Here is a 15,864-nt window from a genome sequence, read left to right as displayed (position 1 = left end):
ACTCCGAACGAAAGTGATACCGTCATGGCCGGTTTGAACGACCGCGTTGCCGTCTCCATCCTCACCGGCTTTCTGGGTGCCGGGAAGTCGACGCTCCTCAACCGTGTCCTGAAGGACCCGGCGATGAAGGATGCGGCGATCATCATCAATGAATTCGGCGAGGTCGGGATCGATCACCTGCTGGTGACGGCCGCCGACGAGCAGATGGTCGAGCTTGCCGACGGCTGCCTCTGCTGCACCGTGCGCGGTGCGCTGGTCGATACGCTGGCCATGATTGCCGATGCCATGCAGACCGGCGGCATCCGTCCGCTCAGCCGCATCGTCATTGAAACCACCGGACTGGCCGACCCCGCGCCCGTCATGCAGTCGGTGATCGGCAACCCGGTCATCGCGCAGAATTTCGAGATCGAGGGCATGGTCACCGTCGTAGATGCGATAAATGCCCTGCAGACCATCGAGCGCTATCCCGAAGCGATGAAGCAGGTGGCGGTGGCGGATCGGCTTGTCCTATCGAAGCTGAGCCTGGCGGATGACGAGACCGCCGAACGTCTGCGGACACGCTTGCGCGCGCTCAATCCGCGGGCGCAGATCATCGACGGCGACGCGCCGGAGGCCGGGTCGGCCGCGCTGTTTGCAACCGGTCTCTATGACCCGGCGACGAAGCTGCCCGATGTCGCCCGCTGGCTGCATTCCGAAGCCGAGGCCGATACGCACCACCACGACCATCATCATGGGCATGAGGGCCATCATCATCACCATGACGTCAACCGCCATGGCCACACGATCCGGTCCTATGCGATCACCCACGACCAGCCGATCGAACGGATGGCGATCGAGATGTTCGTCGATCTGCTGCGTTCGACCCATGGCGACAAGATCCTGCGGATGAAGGCGATTGTCGCCCTCGCGGATGACCCGAACCGGCCACTGGTCCTGCACGGCGTGCAATCCATCTTCCATCGGCCCGAGCGCCTGCCGGCCTGGCCTGACGGCGCCTCGCGCGAGACGCGGCTGGTGCTGATCACGGACGGCCTTGCGGAAAGCTATGTGCGCGAGCTGTTCGACGCCTTCGTCGGCAAGCCGGCTCCGGATCGTCCCGATCGACAGGCGCTGGAAAGCAATCCGCTGGCGGTGCCGGGCATGCGCTTCTGAAACCAGCCCAGCCAGAGCGAGAACCGCTTACGCGCGGTGAATGCGCCACTGCCGGCTGCGGAAATACGCGTGTTTCAGGCGAGGTCCGGCCCGCGCCGGATCAGGAAGCGGTGGCCGAAGGGGGTCTTTTCGCTGGCCACGAGCTGATGCCCCGCCTCGCGGCAGAAATGGGCGATATCGAGGACCGCGAGGGGGTCTGTGGTCTCGACCAGCAGTTCCGAGGCGCTCGCCATGCCGGCCAGCACCTTGCGGGTCTTGAGCACGGGCAGGGGACATTTCAGCCCCTTCAGGTCGAGATGTCTCGGCTCCGCCGAACCGCTATTCAATTCCAGAGCTTCCAGAAAGGCTTCTTCGCGGTCGCCTCCGGCTGCGGCGGTGCCGCCTGCTGGGCCACCTGCGGATCCCGCGGGTCGGGAGTGGGCACCGGGATTGCGCTGTCGGCGGGTTGTGCCGTCTCGGCCGTCGAGGCGGCGGCAGGCGCCGGTGTTGCGGCGGCGGCCGGCTGCGGTGCACTCGTGCCGCCGGTCTGGATCTTCTCGAATTCCTCGATGCTGACCAGTCGGCCCGCCTTCAAGGCGGAGCCCGTCGGCGCATACGCCAGATCGTTCTTGCGGCGCTCCTTGGCGACGATGGCCTTGCGCTCGGCTTCGGTCGGGTCATACCAGACCTTGTCGTCGTATTTCTTCAGCGCCTTGTCGTAATCCTTGGCATAGGCGGTCTCGTAGGATTGCATCGCCGAGGCGAGGGCGGGGGGCGTCGACATCGGCGGGCATGCCCCGGCAGCCGAGAAGCTGACGCTCGCGTCCGGCTGCTGGTTGAACACATAGCGCCGCTCGCAGACATTCACGTCCGGCGGCCGCTTGGTCAGTTCGAACTGGTCGTAGCCGGTCTTCAGCATCTTCCAGAAGTCATAATTGGAGCTGAGGCGATGGCGCGCCATGTTGTCGGCGGTCATGCGGAAGGGAAAGGCCTGCAACTGAATGGTCGTCTGGCCGCCCTTGAAGGCATCGCGGGCAAAGGCATAGATCTCGAGGATCTGCGCATCGGTCATAGAATAGCAGCCGGACGACGAGCAGGCGCCGTGGATCATCAGGTTGCTGCCGGTCCTGCCATTGGCCTGGTCGAAACGGTTCGGGAAGCCGGTATTGATCGCCAGATAGTATTTGGAATTCGGATTGAGGTTATAGGGCGACAGCGAATAGAAGCCTTCGGGCGCCTGCCGGTCGCCTTCCTTCTTCTTCGGCCCGAGACGGCCGGACCAGGCGCAGATCTGGTAATCGGTGATCTTTTCGAAGCGTTTGTTGCGCTTCTCCTTCCACACCTCGAGGACGCCTTCCTCCTTGAGAATGCGGATCATGATCGGCGAATTGCGATCCATGCCCTTTTCCGCAATCTCCTTCAGGATCTTGGAGGGCAGGGGCTGTTCGACCTTGTTGCTGATCTTCGAGGGATCGAAGCTGTCGAGCGTGTCGTTGCAGCCCGCAACGCCGGCAAGAAGGACGATAACCAGTGCTGAGTGTATCAGGCGCATGCTGTCGGGCTCGTGTCTCAAACAAACGACGCGGTATAACCGGAAGGTCCGCGTATTAGATACTAGCGCGGCACCTTTCACAAAGTGTTAACCATGGCAAGGGAAATCCCTCGCCACCCATCATCTATAAAAGCAGCAGCTTTATGACTGGCCCGGTCAGAGGTTCCGCCCGATGTCGAGGAATTTCTGCCGCCGCGCCTTGCGAAGCGCATCACCGCTGAGCGACGACATCTCCTTCAACGCCTTCTCGATGACGTCACGGGTGCGATTCAACACGGCATCCGGGTCGCGATGCGCCCCACCCACCGGCTCGGGAATGATCTCGTCGATCACGCCCATCGATTTCAGATCGTCGGCGGTGATCTTCATGTTGGTGGCGGCTTCGCGGGCGCGGGTGGAATCGCGCCACAGGATCGAGGCGGCACCTTCCGGCGAAATCACCGAATAGATCGAGTGCTCCAGCATGTAGACGCGGTTGCCGGTCGCAATCGCGATCGCGCCACCGGAGCCGCCTTCGCCGATGACGATCGAGATCATCGGAACGCTGAGCTTCAGGCACATTTCGGTGGACCGGGCGATGGCCTCGGCCTGGCCGCGCTCCTCGGCATTGACGCCGGGATAGGCGCCGGCCGTGTCGACCAGGGTGACGACCGGCATGCGGAAGCGCTCGGCCATTTCCATGATGCGGATCGCCTTGCGATACCCCTCCGGCTTCGGCATGCCGAAATTGTGCTTGATGCGCGACTTGGTATCGCTGCCCTTTTCCTGGCCGATCAGGGCCACGGGCTTGCCGCCGAAGCGGGCAAAGCCCGCCTGGATCGCCGCATCCTCGCCAAAGCCGCGATCGCCGGCCAGCGGCGTGAACTCGGTAAACAGGGCTGCTGCATAGTCGACGAAATGCGGGCGCTGCGGGTGGCGGGCCACCTGGGCCTTCTGCCACGGGTTGAGCTTGGAATAGATGTCTTCCATCGCTTCGCGCACGCGCGTCTCGAGCCGACCGATCTCTTCGGAGGTGTCGATGCTTTCGTCTTCGGTCGCGAGCTTTTTCAGCTCCCGGATCTTGCCTTCGAGATCGGAGATCGGTTTTTCGAAGTCGAGATAATTATGCATAAACTCCGCTTCCGCTGGTGTGGCCTGTCGTCGCCAGGGCGTTGGTACCGGTTTTGCCGGTCCTAATCCAGTTTTTTGCCCTGTTTGGCAAGGGGGTGATGCGTTTCTACCACGTGACGCAGCCGTTCTTCGAGTACGTGAGTATATATTTGTGTTGTGGAAATGTCGCTATGGCCGAGCAGTTCCTGCACCACGCGAAGGTCGGCGCCGTTCTGCAGCAGGTGGCTGGCGAAGGCATGGCGCAGCACATGCGGCGAGACCGCGCTGCTCGGCAGCCCGGCCCGTGCGGCGAGGCTTTTCAGATCCCGGGCGAGCATCTGTCGCGGCAGGTATCCCTCCTTGCTGGCGGCGGGAAAAAGCCAGGGACTGTCCGGGTCGCCCTTTTTTTTCGCCTCGGCCATCGCCCGTCCATAGGCAACGAGGGCCCGGCTGGCGGCCGAGGACAAGGGCACCAGCCGTTCCTTGTTGCCCTTGCCGCGAATGATCAGGAAGTCCTGGGTCTGCGACAGTACGCGGGCGGAAAGGGCAACGACCTCGGAGACGCGCATCCCCGTCGCATAGAGCAGTTCGAGAATGGCGTGCAGCCGCAGGCGCTGAAGTTGTCCCTTGTCGGTCAGCGCCGCCTCTTCCGCGGCAAGCGTCAGAAGCTTTTCGACGCTTTCGACGGAAAGCGTCTTGGGCAGGGGACGCGCCTTTTTCGGTGCATCGAGTTGTGCTGTCGGGTCGTCGGCGCGCAATCCCTCGGCATAGAGAAACTTGTAGAATTGCCGCATGGAAGACAGGTGCCGTGCCTGCGAACTGGGTTCGAAGCCGCGCGTGGCGAGGTCGCCGAGATAGGCGCCGAGGTCGGCCGTTACCGCTTCTCCCACCTTGACCTTGCGGCCAGTCAGGAACTCGTGGAGGTCGCCGAGATCGCGCTCATAGGCGGCAAGCGTGTTGGTGGCAGCCCCCCGTTCGGCGCTCATCATTTCCAGAAACGCTTCGATGCGCGCCCAGCTCAGATCGCCCATGGCCATGGTCGTTCTCCAGTCTCGGCTCAATGGTCCGGCGGGTTGACCTTCTCGGTCGGGATGCGCACGACGACGTCACGGTCATGCGGCGTGACGAAGACGACCAGGGCCAGCATCACCGCATAGACAATGCCGACGACCGTTGCGCACAGGAACAGAAAACGGAACAAGGTCGGCATGGCAGTCTTTCGTCTAATCCCTCAGTCATCTATATGACCAAGCGTCGCGGCAAGTGCAAGGCGCGGCGCGGCCGGGCGCGTTTGCCGAGGGTTCGCTTGACGGACAGGCAGGAAAACCACAATACGGTGGGAAAAGAGATGTGTGCGCGCCGATGACTGACGTTTTTCCGACAACCGCTCCGTCGCTTGCCGAGAAAGCTCGTGCAGGGCTCGGGCGACGTAACCTGATCTTTGTCGGGCTGATGGGCGCCGGCAAATCGGTCATCGGGCGGATGACCGCAACCCAGCTCGGGCTTCCGTTCATCGACACCGATGCGGAGATCGAGCGCGTGTCGCGCATGACGATCAGCGAACTCTTCGCAGCCTATGGCGAAAGCGAATTTCGAGCACTCGAGGCGCGGGTGATCTGCCGCCTGCTGAAGGGGGGACCGAAAGTCGTCTCCACCGGCGGCGGCGCTTTCATCAACGAGAATACCCGCAAGCATATCGAAGAGGGCGGGCTTTCGCTCTGGCTGAAGGCTGATCTCGACATCTTGTGGGCGCGAGTCAGCAAACGCGACCACCGTCCCTTGCTGAAGGCCGAAAATCCCCGGCAGGTGCTCGAAAATCTGATGAACCAGCGCTACCCGATCTACTCTCTCGCAGATATCACCATATTGTCGCGGGACGTGCGCAAGGAAGTGATCGTCAGCGAAGTGCTGTCACGGCTGGCGGCAGACGACAATGAAAGCGGCAGGACGAATGACGGATAAAGCCAAGACGGAACGTGTGGTGCATGTGCCCCTGGGCGAGCGCGCCTATGACATCCTGATAGGCCCGGGCCTTATCGGCCGGGCTGGCGGGGAGATCTCCACCCGAATCTCCGGACGCAAGGCGGCGATCGTGACCGACGAGAATGTCGGTGCGCTCTATTTGGAAGAGTTGATGGACGGTCTCGAGGCCGATGGCATCGACGCCACCTCGATCACGCTGCCGGCCGGTGAAAAGACCAAGAGCTTCGAGCATCTGACCAAAGTCTGCGACACCCTTCTGTCGGCCCGCATCGAACGCAATGATGCGGTGATCGCCCTTGGCGGCGGCGTGATCGGCGATCTCACCGGCTTTGCAGCGGGCATCGTGCGCCGTGGCGTGCGTTTCGTGCAGATCCCCACCTCGCTGCTGGCCCAGGTGGATTCGTCCGTCGGCGGCAAGACCGGCATCAACACCCGGCACGGCAAGAACCTCGTCGGCGTGTTCAATCAGCCGGACCTGGTGCTGGCCGACAGCGACGCCCTGCAGACCCTCAGCGAGCGCGAATTTCGCGCCGGCTATGCCGAACTTGCCAAATACGGCCTGATCGACAAGCCGGATTTCTTTGCCTGGCTGGAAACGAACTGGCAGGCCGTGTTTGCCGGTGGGCCTGAACGGATCGAGGCGATTGCCGTCAGTTGCCAGGCCAAGGCCGATGTCGTGGTGGCCGACGAACGCGAAAGCGGACGCCGGGCCCTGCTCAATCTCGGTCACACCTTCGGCCATGCGCTGGAGGCCGCCACAGGATATGACAGCGCCCGTCTGGTCCATGGCGAAGGCGTTGCGATCGGCATGGTACTGGCACACGAATTTTCCGCCCGCCTCAATCTCGCAAGCCCGGACGATGCGGCCCGTGCCGAGGCACATCTGAAGTCTGTCGGCTTGCCAACCCGGATCGGCGATATTCCGGGCGTCGCTCCGACAGTCGAGGAACTGATGGAGGCCATCGGCCAGGACAAGAAGGTCAAGGGCGGCCAGCTCACCTTCATCCTGACGCATGGCATTGGCCGCGCCTTTGTCGCAGACGATGTGCCATCGTCTGAAGTCATCCGATTTCTGGAGGAAAAACTGGGCCAATGACCCTCGAAACTGTCTGGACCCTTGTCGAGCAATACTGGCTGATCGTGCTGGCAATCATCGCGCTGATCGGGGCGTCCGCGTTCTTCTCGGGCTCCGAGACCGCCCTGACCGCCGTGTCGCGTGCGCGCATGCACACGTTCGAGAGCAATGGCGATCAGCGGGCAGCGACCGTCAATGCCCTGATTACCCGGCGAGACCGGCTGATCGGGGCGCTGCTGATCGGCAACAACCTGGTCAATATCCTGGCGTCGGCGCTGACCACCAGCCTGTTTCTCGGCCTGTTCGGCGATTCGGGCGTGGCATTTGCAACGATCGTCATGACGGTCGTGCTGGTGATATTCTCCGAGGTTCTGCCGAAGAGCTGGGCCATTTCGTCGCCCGACCGTTTCGCCCTCTCGGTAGTGCCGATCGTGCGCGTCTTCGTCGGTGTCGTCGGTCCCTTGTCGTCGGCCGTCAATGTCATCGTGCGTGCGCTTCTTGCGGTGTTCGGCGTGACCCTGTCGCGCGATACCTCGATGCTGAGCGCGCATGAGGAGCTGCGTGGCGCCGTGGACCTGCTTCACCGCGAGGGATCGGTGGTCAAGGCCGACCGTGACCGGCTGGGCGGCGTGCTCGACCTCGGCGAACTCGAGGTTTCCGACGTCATGATCCACCGGACGGGCATGCGCGCGGTCAATGCCGACGATCCGCCGGATCAGGTGGTGCGCAGTATTCTGGAAAGCCCGTATACCCGCATGCCGCTTTGGCGCAATTCCACGGACAACATCGTCGGCGTCGTGCACGCCAAGGATCTGCTGCGGGCGCTGGCCGAACCGGAGGTCGATCCCTCGACCATCGATGTCGTCAAGATCGCACAAAAGCCCTGGTTCGTACCGGATACCACCAACCTCAAGGATCAGCTCAACGCCTTCCTGCGCCGCAAGGTGCATTTCGCCGTCGTCGTCGACGAATATGGCGAGGTGCAGGGCATCGTGACGCTGGAAGACATTCTGGAGGAAATCGTCGGGGACATTTCCGACGAGCACGATCTGGAAATGCAGGGTGTGCGCCAGGAAGCCGACGGTTCGATCGTCGTCGATGGTGCCGTGCCGATCCGCGATCTCAACCGCGCGCTCGACTGGAACCTGCCGGACGAGGAGGCAACCACGATCGCCGGCCTGGTCATCCATGAATCCAAGCTGATCCCCGAGGAGCGTCAGGCGTTCACGTTCTACGGCAAGCGTTTCATCGTGATGAAGCGGGAGAAGAACCGCATCACCAAGCTGCGCATTCGTCCCCTCGAAGACAGCGTGCCGTCGTGACCGGGTGCCGGTCGCGGTGTTACCAGCGGGTCTGTTCGCCCGGTGCGGCAGCCTCGATGGCCAGCGCATGAAGGCCGGCATCGAATTCGTCTTTCAACAGATCATTGATCGCCCGGTGCCGGGTGATCCGGTTCATCCCGGAAAAATGCGCAGCGACGATCCTGACGCGCATATGGGTCTCGCCCTCGCCGGTGATGTCGGGCGCATGCCCTGCATGCTGGGCACTTTCGTTGAGAACGAGGAGGCGTTCCGGCGCAAAAGCATCCGCCAATTTGCTCTCGATGGTGTGCTGTATGGACATCGCCGCTCACGTTCAAAAAATAGCCCTATCCGGCGCCTAGAAATCCGATTTGTCAATTCTTGTCCACCCCTCATGAACTCCCCATAATTACCCGATGAAACTCGAATCGAAATACTTCGACAAAATCCGCACGCGCCGCAAACCTGCCGAGCGCGAGGCCGAGGTCGTCAACCACACCTGCCAATGGGATGGCTGCGAAAGACCCGGTGCGCATCGCGCGCCGGTCGGCCGCCATGCCGAAGACCAGTTCTTCCTTTTCTGCTTCGAGCACGTGAAGGAGTACAACAAGGGCTACAACTATTTCTCGGGTCTTTCAGACACCGAGGTTGCCCGCTACCAGAAGGAGGCGATCACCGGTCATCGCCCGACCTGGGCCATGGGGGTCAACAAGACCACCAAGGCGAGCCCCCTGCATTCGACCGCGCGGTCCGGCTCGGCCGCGTCGGCGGCACGGCTGAAGGATCCCTTCGGTTTTGTCGGGGAAGGCACCGGTCGCATCCGGCCCAAGCAGCAGGGCCGCAAGCTGAAGACGCTGGAGGCCAAGGCGCTCGACACCCTCGACCTGAAGGGCACCGCGACATCGGATGAAATCAAGTCTCGCTACAAGGAACTGGTGAAGAAGCATCACCCCGACGCGAATGGCGGAGACCGGGGCTCTGAAGAGCGTTTTCGGGCTGTCATTCAGGCGTATCAATTGTTAAAGCAGTCTGGTTTCTGTTAAGCGACATGGTTAGAACTGGACGTTCGCAGGCGGCCGGTCCTCCCCCGGCATGGAGTGACAATGAGCAAAATTGATCTTGATATTACCAATCTTCCGGACACCACCGTTTCGGTCCGGGAGGTCTTCGGCATCGATAGCGATATTCGGGTTCCGGCCTATACCCAAGCGGATGCCTATGTTCCTGACTTGGATCCGGATTACCTTTTCGATCGCGACACGACGCTCGCCATCCTCGCCGGCTTTGCTCACAACCGCCGCGTCATGGTGTCGGGCTTCCACGGCACCGGCAAGTCGACCCATATCGAGCAGGTCGCTGCCCGGCTGAACTGGCCTTGCGTGCGCGTCAACCTCGACAGTCATGTCAGCCGTATCGATCTCGTCGGCAAGGACGCCATCGTCCTGAAGGACGGCAAGCAGATCACCGAATTCAAGGACGGCATCCTGCCCTGGGCCTACCAGCACAATGTCGCGCTGGTCTTCGACGAATACGACGCCGGCCGCCCGGACGTGATGTTCGTCATCCAGCGGGTGCTGGAATCCTCCGGCCGCCTGACGCTGCTCGACCAGAGCCGCGTCATCCGCCCGCATCCGGCCTTCCGCCTGTTCGCCACCGCCAATACCGTCGGCCTCGGCGACACCACCGGCCTCTATCACGGCACGCAGCAGATCAACCAGGCGCAGATGGACCGCTGGTCGATCGTGACCACGCTGAACTACCTGCCGCATGAGAAGGAAGTCGATATCGTTCTGGCCAAGGTCAAGAGCTTTAACAAGAGCGATGCCGGCCGCGATTCGATCAACAAGATGGTGCGTCTTGCCGACCTGACGCGCTCGGCCTTCATCAACGGCGACCTGTCGACCGTGATGAGCCCGCGTACCGTGATCACCTGGGCGGAAAACGCCGAGATCTTCGGCGATATCGGCATGTCCTTCCGCATCACCTTCCTCAACAAGTGCGACGAACTGGAACGCACGCTGGTGGCAGAACAATACCAGCGCGTGTTCGGGACGGAGCTGAAGGAGAGTGCCGCCAACATCGTTCTCGGCGCCTGAGGAGATCAGGCCCATGGCAGCACGCGGTGACAACTCCCGTCCGAGACCCGGCGCAATCGTCGACACGGAGCCCTTCCGGCGCGCCGTGACGGGCTGCGTCCGTTCGGTCGCGGCCAATGGCGAGGTCGAGGTTTCCTTCGCCAATGAGCGCCCCGGCCTTGCGGGCGAGCGTATCCGTCTGCCCGAGCTTTCCAAGCGACCGACGGCAGAGGAAGTGGCGGTCACCCGCGGCCTCGGCGATTCCATGGCCCTCAGGATCGCCTGCCATGACCAGAAGGTGCATGCGGCCATGGCGCCGGTCGGCACCGATGCCCGTGCGGTTTTCGATGCGGTCGAACAGGCGCGCGTCGAATCCATCGGAGCGCTCCGGATGAGCGGCATGGCCACCAATATGGGGGCCATGAACGCGGAGAAATATGCCCGGGCGAATTTCGCCGGAATCACCCGCAAGGAAGACGCGCCGATCGCCGAAGCCATCGCCATGCTGGTGCGCGAGACGCTTACCGGGGACAAGGCACCGGCAAGCGCCGGCAAGGTGCTCGACCTCTGGCGCCCGTTTATCGAGGAGAAGGCCGGGGACGACCTCACCGGCCTGAAGGGCACCATCGAGGACCAGCAGGCCTTTGCCCGCGTCATCCGCCACATGCTGAGCGCCATGGAGATGGCCGAGGACTTCGGCGACACGCCGGAGGAAGGCCAGGAAGAGGAAAATTCCGAAGAGGAACAGCCACGCTCGAACGAGGAAAACGAGAATTCGAGCGAGGAAGAGACCGGCACCGAACAGGCGCCGGCCGAAGAGAGCGAGGCCTCCGACGAACAGCTCGATGACGGCGAGATGGACGGCGCCGAGATGTCGGAGGACGACCTTTCCGACGAAGGCGACGACGATTCCGAGACGCCGGGCGAAATGCGCCGGCCGGCAAGTCCTTTCGACGATTTCAACGAGAAGGTCGATTACTCGGTCTTCACCGAGGATTTCGACGAGATCATCACGGCCGAAGAACTGTGCGATGAAGCCGAGCTGGAGCGTCTGCGCGCTTTTCTCGACAAGCAGCTGGCGCACCTGCAGGGGGCGGTCGGGCGGCTTGCCAACCGTCTGCAGCGCCGCCTGATGGCGCAGCAGAACCGCTCCTGGGATTTCGACCTGGAAGAGGGCTATCTCGATAGTGCCCGCCTTGTGCGCATGGTCATCGACCCGATGCAGCCGCTATCGTTCAAGATGGAGCGCGACACGCAGTTCCGCGACACGGTCGTCTCGCTGCTGATCGACAATTCCGGCTCGATGCGCGGCCGGCCGATAACGGTCGCGGCGACCTGCGCCGACATTCTGGCCCGCACGCTGGAGCGTTGCGGCGTCAAGGTCGAGATCCTCGGCTTCACCACAAAGGCGTGGAAGGGTGGCCAGAGCCGCGAGAACTGGCTGGCCAACGGCAAGCCGCCGTCGCCCGGCCGCCTCAACGACCTGCGCCATATCGTCTACAAGTCCGCCGATGCGCCGTGGCGGCGTGCCCGTCGCAATCTCGGCCTGATGATGCGCGAGGGGCTGCTGAAGGAAAACATCGATGGCGAGGCGCTGATCTGGGCCCATAACCGTCTGCTGGCTCGGCGCGAGCAGCGCCGGATCATGATGGTGATCTCCGACGGTGCGCCGGTCGACGATTCCACCTTGTCGGTCAATCCCGGCAATTATCTCGAGCGGCATCTGCGCGCCGTGATCGAGAATATCGAGCAGCGCTCGCCGGTCGAGCTGCTGGCCATCGGCATCGGGCACGACGTGACGCGTTATTATCGCCGGGCCGTTACCATCGTCGATGCCGACGAACTGGCGGGCGCCATGACCGAACAATTGGCTGGTCTGTTCGAAGACATTTCCAAGAGGGGACGTCGCGGGTCCCGATGAACCCGCGACCGGCTCTAGCGCGTTGCAGAATTTGTCCTGATCAGGCCCCTGGCCTCAGGGAGTCCGGTGCGGCACCCGCATCGTCCGTGCCGCTCATCCGCTTCAGCCCGTCTTCGACATAGGCGGCAATCTCTTTTTCGACCTTTGCCCGCTCGTCCGCTGGCATGGCTTCCAGCGCCTCGTCGCTGAGGTCGTGGGCGTCGAGATATTGCTGGCGCAGGCGCTCCCCGACGGACATGTCTGCCCATTCGGACAATTGCTCGCGAAGCTTGGTCCGCAGGTCGTGGTGGTCGATATCCTGGTGCTCGAGGGGCCTTGGCGGGCTGCGCGTCCCGGCATCGCGAGAGAGCAGGTCGTCCATGGCGCCGCTGAACCAGGCGTTGAAATCCGGCGCCTTGGCCGTCTGGCCGCCATAGGTCTGCATGCTGTTGGTTCCGAAGAACACGCCGAAGAAACTGGTCATGCCATTCTCCTTGTTTTTGCAGAATGTGACGACCCTATTGCCCACAGCTTGCGTCTGGCTGGGCCTGCAAATCTGCTCGTCGCGGCGGTTGCTTGACCATGCCCGTCGCGCTTCCTAAGAAGGGCGACACCGCGCCCGCAGGAGCATGTTTTTGGCCGTTTTGAAATCTCGCACGCTGCTTGCCGGTGTCGCTCTGGTGCTGGCTCTTGCCGGGCCCGCCGCCTCGCAATCTCTGACAATCCAGGCCGAGCCGATCACGCATTTCTCGTTCGCGCCGACGGATGCAAAGATCGCATTTGTCGGCGGGCTGGAACTCTGGTCGACGGAGCCGCTGTTCGGTGCGTGGTCCTCGGTCCGCTTCACCCCGGACGGGACGCATTTCATCGGGGTTCTCGACACCGGTCACTGGTTGAGCGGCCGGATTGCGCGGGATGGAGAAGGTCGGCTGTCGGGAATCGATGACGGCGACATCACCCCCATGCTGGACGGCGAGGGCCGGCGCCGGCCTGGCAAATGGCTGATGGATGCCGAGAGCGTGGCACTGCGAGGCGATGACGTCATCGTCGGCTTCGAACAGCGCCATCGCATCGATGCTTACCCGGCCACTGACTTCCGGAACAGCCGGCCGCAGCGCAGCCTGCCGATCCCGTTTCCCGTACGGGAGCTCAGGGCCAATGGCGGCTTGGAAACGCTTGTGGCGTCGCCGAAGGAGGGCCCGCTTGCAGGCGGCCTGCTGGCGATCTCGGAGAAGAGCGTGGACGCGGAAGGTCGTCTCTATGGTGGCATCGTCGATGGACCGATGAAGGGCGAGTTGCGTGTGGTGCAGCGCGACGATTTCGACGTGACCGACGGGGCATTCCTGCCCGACGGCGATCTGCTGTTGCTGGAACGGCGTTTCACCCTCACAACCGGTGTCGGCATGCGCATCAGGCGGATCAAGGGCAGCGATATCCGTCCCGGAGCGGTGCTCGACGGAGCGGTCGTGCTGCAGGCGGGCATGGGCGACGGTATCGACAACATGGAGGGACTGGATGTCATCCCGCATGCTGACGGTTCGGCCAGCCTGATCATGGTCTCAGACGACAATCACTCCATTCTCCAGCGCAATCTGATGCTGGAGTTCCGGCTGCAAGACTGACCGCCACTGACAGAAAAGCCGCGCGGGTGAGGCGCGGCTTGTTTTTTTTCGAGTGTGCTGGCGTCAGGCGGCGGCGCGTGCCGGGGGCATGGGCCGCAGCGTGCTCATCAGGGCGCCATAGGGTAGCAGCAGTACCAGGCCGGCCAGAACCTTCACCGTCAGGTCGCCGAGCGCCCAGGAGATCCAGCGCGGCGCTTCGGTGCTGAAGACGCCTAGGACCGGAGCCCAGCCAATGGCAAAATCGTCATTGGCGCCGAGAAAGGCAAAGGCGGGGGCAAAGGACAGCGAGAAGAAGATCACCGTGTCGATGACCGAGCCCAGCATCGAGCCGAGCAGCGGTGCCTTCCACCAGCTTGTGCGGCGCAGCTGGTTGAACACGCTGATATCGAGCAGCTGGCCGACCAGATAGGCCGTGCCGGAGGCCATGGCGATGCGTGGCTGCGACGTCACATAGGAGAGGATAACGCCGACAACGAAGCCGGCAAACACCACCTTGCGGGCATTCGACGGGCCGAACTGCCGGTTGGCAAGATCCGTGACGAGAAAGGCGAAGGGGTAGATGAAGGCGCCGTAGGTGAGCAGATCGCTCAGCTGGATCCCGAACAGGACGCCCGGAAAGGGGTATTGTACGAGGATGTTGGAGGCGACGACGACGGCCGTCATGAGGGCCGTATAAATAGCGATATAGCGGAAGACGGGCATTTTTTTATCCTGGGTGATGCCACCAGTTGGAGGGATGAAACCAAAGCAAAAGGCCTGTCCGGATATCTCCGTTCAAGCCTTCATGCTTCGACAGTATGTCGTGACGGCTGAAAGCCTCAAGCGGCTTCGGCGGTCTTCTTGGCGATCTGACGGCGCAGCAGACGAGCGCGCATGCTCAGTTCGGTTTCCTTGGCCTTCATCAGGAAGGCATCCAGACCACCGCGATGCTCGACGGAGCGCAAAGCAGCTGCCGAGACGCGCAGACGGAAACGCTGGCCGAGAACGTCGGACATCAGGGTTACATCGCAAAGGTTCGGCAGGAACCGACGACGGCTCCGGTTGTTGGCGTGGCTGACATTGTTGCCCGTCTGGACGCCCTTGCCGGTCAATTCGCAACTGCGGGACATGTTACACCTATTTCTTCTTCATCGTGAATCGGCTCGGCGGACAATATTCCGCGCGGCAATCCAACTCGTCTATTGGAAAGTTGCGGTTCTATAGTCAGACTGGCGGTCCCAGTCAAGCCATTGCGCGCGCTTTCGTGCGATCGAAGCACCTGCCCGCTATTTTATTGACATAGTTTCACGAAAGATAGGCCTTCCCCCGGAAGGGGCTATCCGTCTGGTCGAGGTCTTAATAAGTGCCCACGTTTGCAACCCGTCTCATTGCCATCGCGCTCCTCGGATTGGGCGCCGCGCCGGCCATGGCGCAGGATGCCACGCAGTCGCGTACCGAGTACCAGATCACGTTGGCCGGCATTCCGATCGCGCAGGCGTCCTTCATCACGCTGATGGACAAGGACCATTACTCGATTGCCGGTGAGTTCAAGTCGGGTGCCATCGTCAACCTGATCACCGAGATCTCGGCCAAGACCTCCACATCCGGCAAGGTCTCGGATGCGCGCCTCGAGCCGCGCAGCTATTCGCTCGTCTATCGCAAGGGCAAGCAGACCGAGACTTACAAAGTGCTTCTGGCCGGCGGCAATGTCACCGAAAGCCATATCACGCCCGCACCGAAGCGTCGGCCGAAGACGTGGGTACCGGTCACGCCGGCCGACCTTCAGGCGGTTTTGGATCCGCTGACCAGTCTGATGGTGCCGTCCAGCGGCGATGTCTGCTCGCGCACTCTGCCGGTTTTCGACGGAGAAAGCCGGCTCGACCTTGTGATGTCGCCAAAGGGCAAGCGCGTCTATGACCAGGGCAAGGTCAGCACCGAGGCGGTGGTCTGCGGCGTGCGCTACGTGCCGAAGGCGGGCTTCAAGCAGGGGCGCGACGACATCGAGGCCCTGAAGCGCTCGACCGGCATGGAGATCTGGTTTGCCAAAGCCGGCGACCTGCCGCTATATGCTCCTGTGCGCGCCGTGATCCCGACCCGCTACGGGGCGGTCGACATCAGCGCCATCCGCTTTGACGGCTGAGTCCTGCCGGTTTCCAG

Annotated in this window: 18 protein-coding genes; 9 read left to right on the top strand and 9 right to left on the bottom strand. The window is 62.5% G+C overall.

Annotated features, from left to right (window positions below; genetic code table 11):
- Positions 1 to 24 precede the first annotated feature (24 nt).
- Positions 25 to 1,152 (top strand): CobW family GTP-binding protein, encoded by a 1,128-nt coding sequence (locus tag J2Z17_RS18090; RefSeq protein ID WP_209947044.1) that lies wholly within the window; start codon positions 25 to 27, stop codon positions 1,150 to 1,152.
- A 74-nt stretch (positions 1,153 to 1,226) separates the two neighbouring features.
- On the opposite strand, the gene J2Z17_RS18085 is transcribed toward J2Z17_RS18090, so the two are convergent.
- The 5 genes from J2Z17_RS18085 to J2Z17_RS18065 form a co-directional block, all read right to left on the bottom strand.
- Positions 1,227 to 1,478 (bottom strand): sulfurtransferase TusA family protein, encoded by a 252-nt coding sequence (locus J2Z17_RS18085; RefSeq protein ID WP_209947043.1) that lies wholly within the window; start codon positions 1,476 to 1,478, stop codon positions 1,227 to 1,229.
- Positions 1,475 to 2,683: a L,D-transpeptidase family protein gene (locus tag J2Z17_RS18080; protein ID WP_209947042.1), complete on the bottom strand. Its 1,209-nt coding sequence runs from the start codon at positions 2,681 to 2,683 to the stop codon at positions 1,475 to 1,477. Before J2Z17_RS18080 ends, J2Z17_RS18085 begins: the two co-directional genes overlap by 4 nt.
- A gap of 156 nt (positions 2,684 to 2,839) precedes the next feature.
- On the bottom strand, positions 2,840 to 3,793 hold the full coding sequence (locus J2Z17_RS18075) for an acetyl-CoA carboxylase carboxyltransferase subunit alpha (RefSeq protein ID WP_209947041.1): 954 nt from the start codon (positions 3,791 to 3,793) through the stop codon (positions 2,840 to 2,842).
- Positions 3,794 to 3,855: 62 nt separating this feature from the next.
- The gene (xerD, locus tag J2Z17_RS18070) at positions 3,856 to 4,803 is read right to left on the bottom strand and encodes a site-specific tyrosine recombinase XerD (protein ID WP_209947139.1); all 948 of its coding nucleotides are present in this window, start codon (positions 4,801 to 4,803) and stop codon (positions 3,856 to 3,858) included.
- A 26-nt stretch (positions 4,804 to 4,829) separates the two neighbouring features.
- Positions 4,830 to 4,982 carry a hypothetical protein gene (locus tag J2Z17_RS18065; RefSeq protein WP_209947040.1) on the bottom strand — a complete coding sequence of 51 codons (153 nt, stop codon included), beginning with the start codon at positions 4,980 to 4,982 and terminating at the stop codon, positions 4,830 to 4,832.
- 152 nt (positions 4,983 to 5,134) lie between these two features.
- Between J2Z17_RS18065 and J2Z17_RS18060 the strand changes: the two genes are divergently transcribed.
- From J2Z17_RS18060 to J2Z17_RS18050, 3 genes are read left to right on the top strand one after another with little or no spacing between them, the layout of a single operon-like run.
- Positions 5,135 to 5,734: a shikimate kinase gene (locus tag J2Z17_RS18060; protein WP_209947039.1), complete on the top strand. Its 600-nt coding sequence runs from the start codon at positions 5,135 to 5,137 to the stop codon at positions 5,732 to 5,734.
- Entirely contained in the window at positions 5,724 to 6,851 is a 1,128-nt protein-coding gene (aroB, locus tag J2Z17_RS18055; protein ID WP_209947038.1) for a 3-dehydroquinate synthase, read from the top strand. Before J2Z17_RS18060 ends, aroB begins: the two co-directional genes overlap by 11 nt.
- Entirely contained in the window at positions 6,848 to 8,152 is a 1,305-nt protein-coding gene (locus J2Z17_RS18050; protein ID WP_209947037.1) for an HlyC/CorC family transporter, read from the top strand. The genes aroB and J2Z17_RS18050 overlap by 4 nt, the downstream gene beginning before the upstream one ends.
- Before the next feature lie 19 nt (positions 8,153 to 8,171).
- On the opposite strand, the gene J2Z17_RS18045 is transcribed toward J2Z17_RS18050, so the two are convergent.
- Complete coding sequence (locus J2Z17_RS18045; protein ID WP_209947036.1) at positions 8,172 to 8,453, bottom strand: BolA family protein; 282 nt, start codon at positions 8,451 to 8,453, stop codon at positions 8,172 to 8,174.
- Between the two features lie 94 nt (positions 8,454 to 8,547).
- Between J2Z17_RS18045 and J2Z17_RS18040 the strand changes: the two genes are divergently transcribed.
- From J2Z17_RS18040 to cobT, 3 genes are read left to right on the top strand one after another with little or no spacing between them, the layout of a single operon-like run.
- On the top strand, positions 8,548 to 9,174 hold the full coding sequence (locus J2Z17_RS18040; protein WP_209947035.1) for a J domain-containing protein: 627 nt from the start codon (positions 8,548 to 8,550) through the stop codon (positions 9,172 to 9,174).
- Positions 9,175 to 9,234: 60 nt separating this feature from the next.
- Entirely contained in the window at positions 9,235 to 10,227 is a 993-nt protein-coding gene (gene cobS, locus J2Z17_RS18035; protein WP_209947034.1) for a cobaltochelatase subunit CobS, read from the top strand.
- Between the two features lie 13 nt (positions 10,228 to 10,240).
- Positions 10,241 to 12,127 (top strand): cobaltochelatase subunit CobT, encoded by a 1,887-nt coding sequence (gene cobT, locus J2Z17_RS18030; RefSeq protein WP_209947033.1) that lies wholly within the window; start codon positions 10,241 to 10,243, stop codon positions 12,125 to 12,127.
- 40 nt (positions 12,128 to 12,167) lie between these two features.
- Here cobT and J2Z17_RS18025 read toward each other — a convergent pair whose 3' ends face one another.
- Positions 12,168 to 12,590: a hypothetical protein gene (locus tag J2Z17_RS18025; RefSeq protein ID WP_209947032.1), complete on the bottom strand. Its 423-nt coding sequence runs from the start codon at positions 12,588 to 12,590 to the stop codon at positions 12,168 to 12,170.
- Positions 12,591 to 12,735: 145 nt separating this feature from the next.
- Here J2Z17_RS18025 and J2Z17_RS18020 point away from each other — a divergent pair, with 145 nt between their 5' ends.
- The gene (locus J2Z17_RS18020; RefSeq protein WP_209947031.1) at positions 12,736 to 13,728 is read left to right on the top strand and encodes an esterase-like activity of phytase family protein; all 993 of its coding nucleotides are present in this window, start codon (positions 12,736 to 12,738) and stop codon (positions 13,726 to 13,728) included.
- A 63-nt stretch (positions 13,729 to 13,791) separates the two neighbouring features.
- Here the strand turns inward: J2Z17_RS18020 and J2Z17_RS18015 are convergent, their stop codons facing one another.
- Both J2Z17_RS18015 and rpmB read right to left on the bottom strand, forming a co-directional pair.
- Positions 13,792 to 14,430: a queuosine precursor transporter gene (locus tag J2Z17_RS18015; protein ID WP_209947030.1), complete on the bottom strand. Its 639-nt coding sequence runs from the start codon at positions 14,428 to 14,430 to the stop codon at positions 13,792 to 13,794.
- Between the two features lie 116 nt (positions 14,431 to 14,546).
- Positions 14,547 to 14,837 carry a 50S ribosomal protein L28 gene (rpmB, locus tag J2Z17_RS18010; RefSeq protein ID WP_209947029.1) on the bottom strand — a complete coding sequence of 97 codons (291 nt, stop codon included), beginning with the start codon at positions 14,835 to 14,837 and terminating at the stop codon, positions 14,547 to 14,549.
- Positions 14,838 to 15,070: 233 nt separating this feature from the next.
- Here rpmB and J2Z17_RS18005 point away from each other — a divergent pair, with 233 nt between their 5' ends.
- Positions 15,071 to 15,847 (top strand): DUF3108 domain-containing protein, encoded by a 777-nt coding sequence (locus J2Z17_RS18005; RefSeq protein ID WP_342454427.1) that lies wholly within the window; start codon positions 15,071 to 15,073, stop codon positions 15,845 to 15,847.
- Positions 15,848 to 15,864: the final 17 nt, after the last annotated feature.

The organism is Heterorhizobium halophytocola, from assembly GCF_017873095.1.
Taxonomy (GTDB): Bacteria; Pseudomonadota; Alphaproteobacteria; order Rhizobiales; family Rhizobiaceae; genus Allorhizobium; species Allorhizobium halophytocola.
This window is presented reverse-complemented; position numbering and strand designations above follow the sequence as displayed.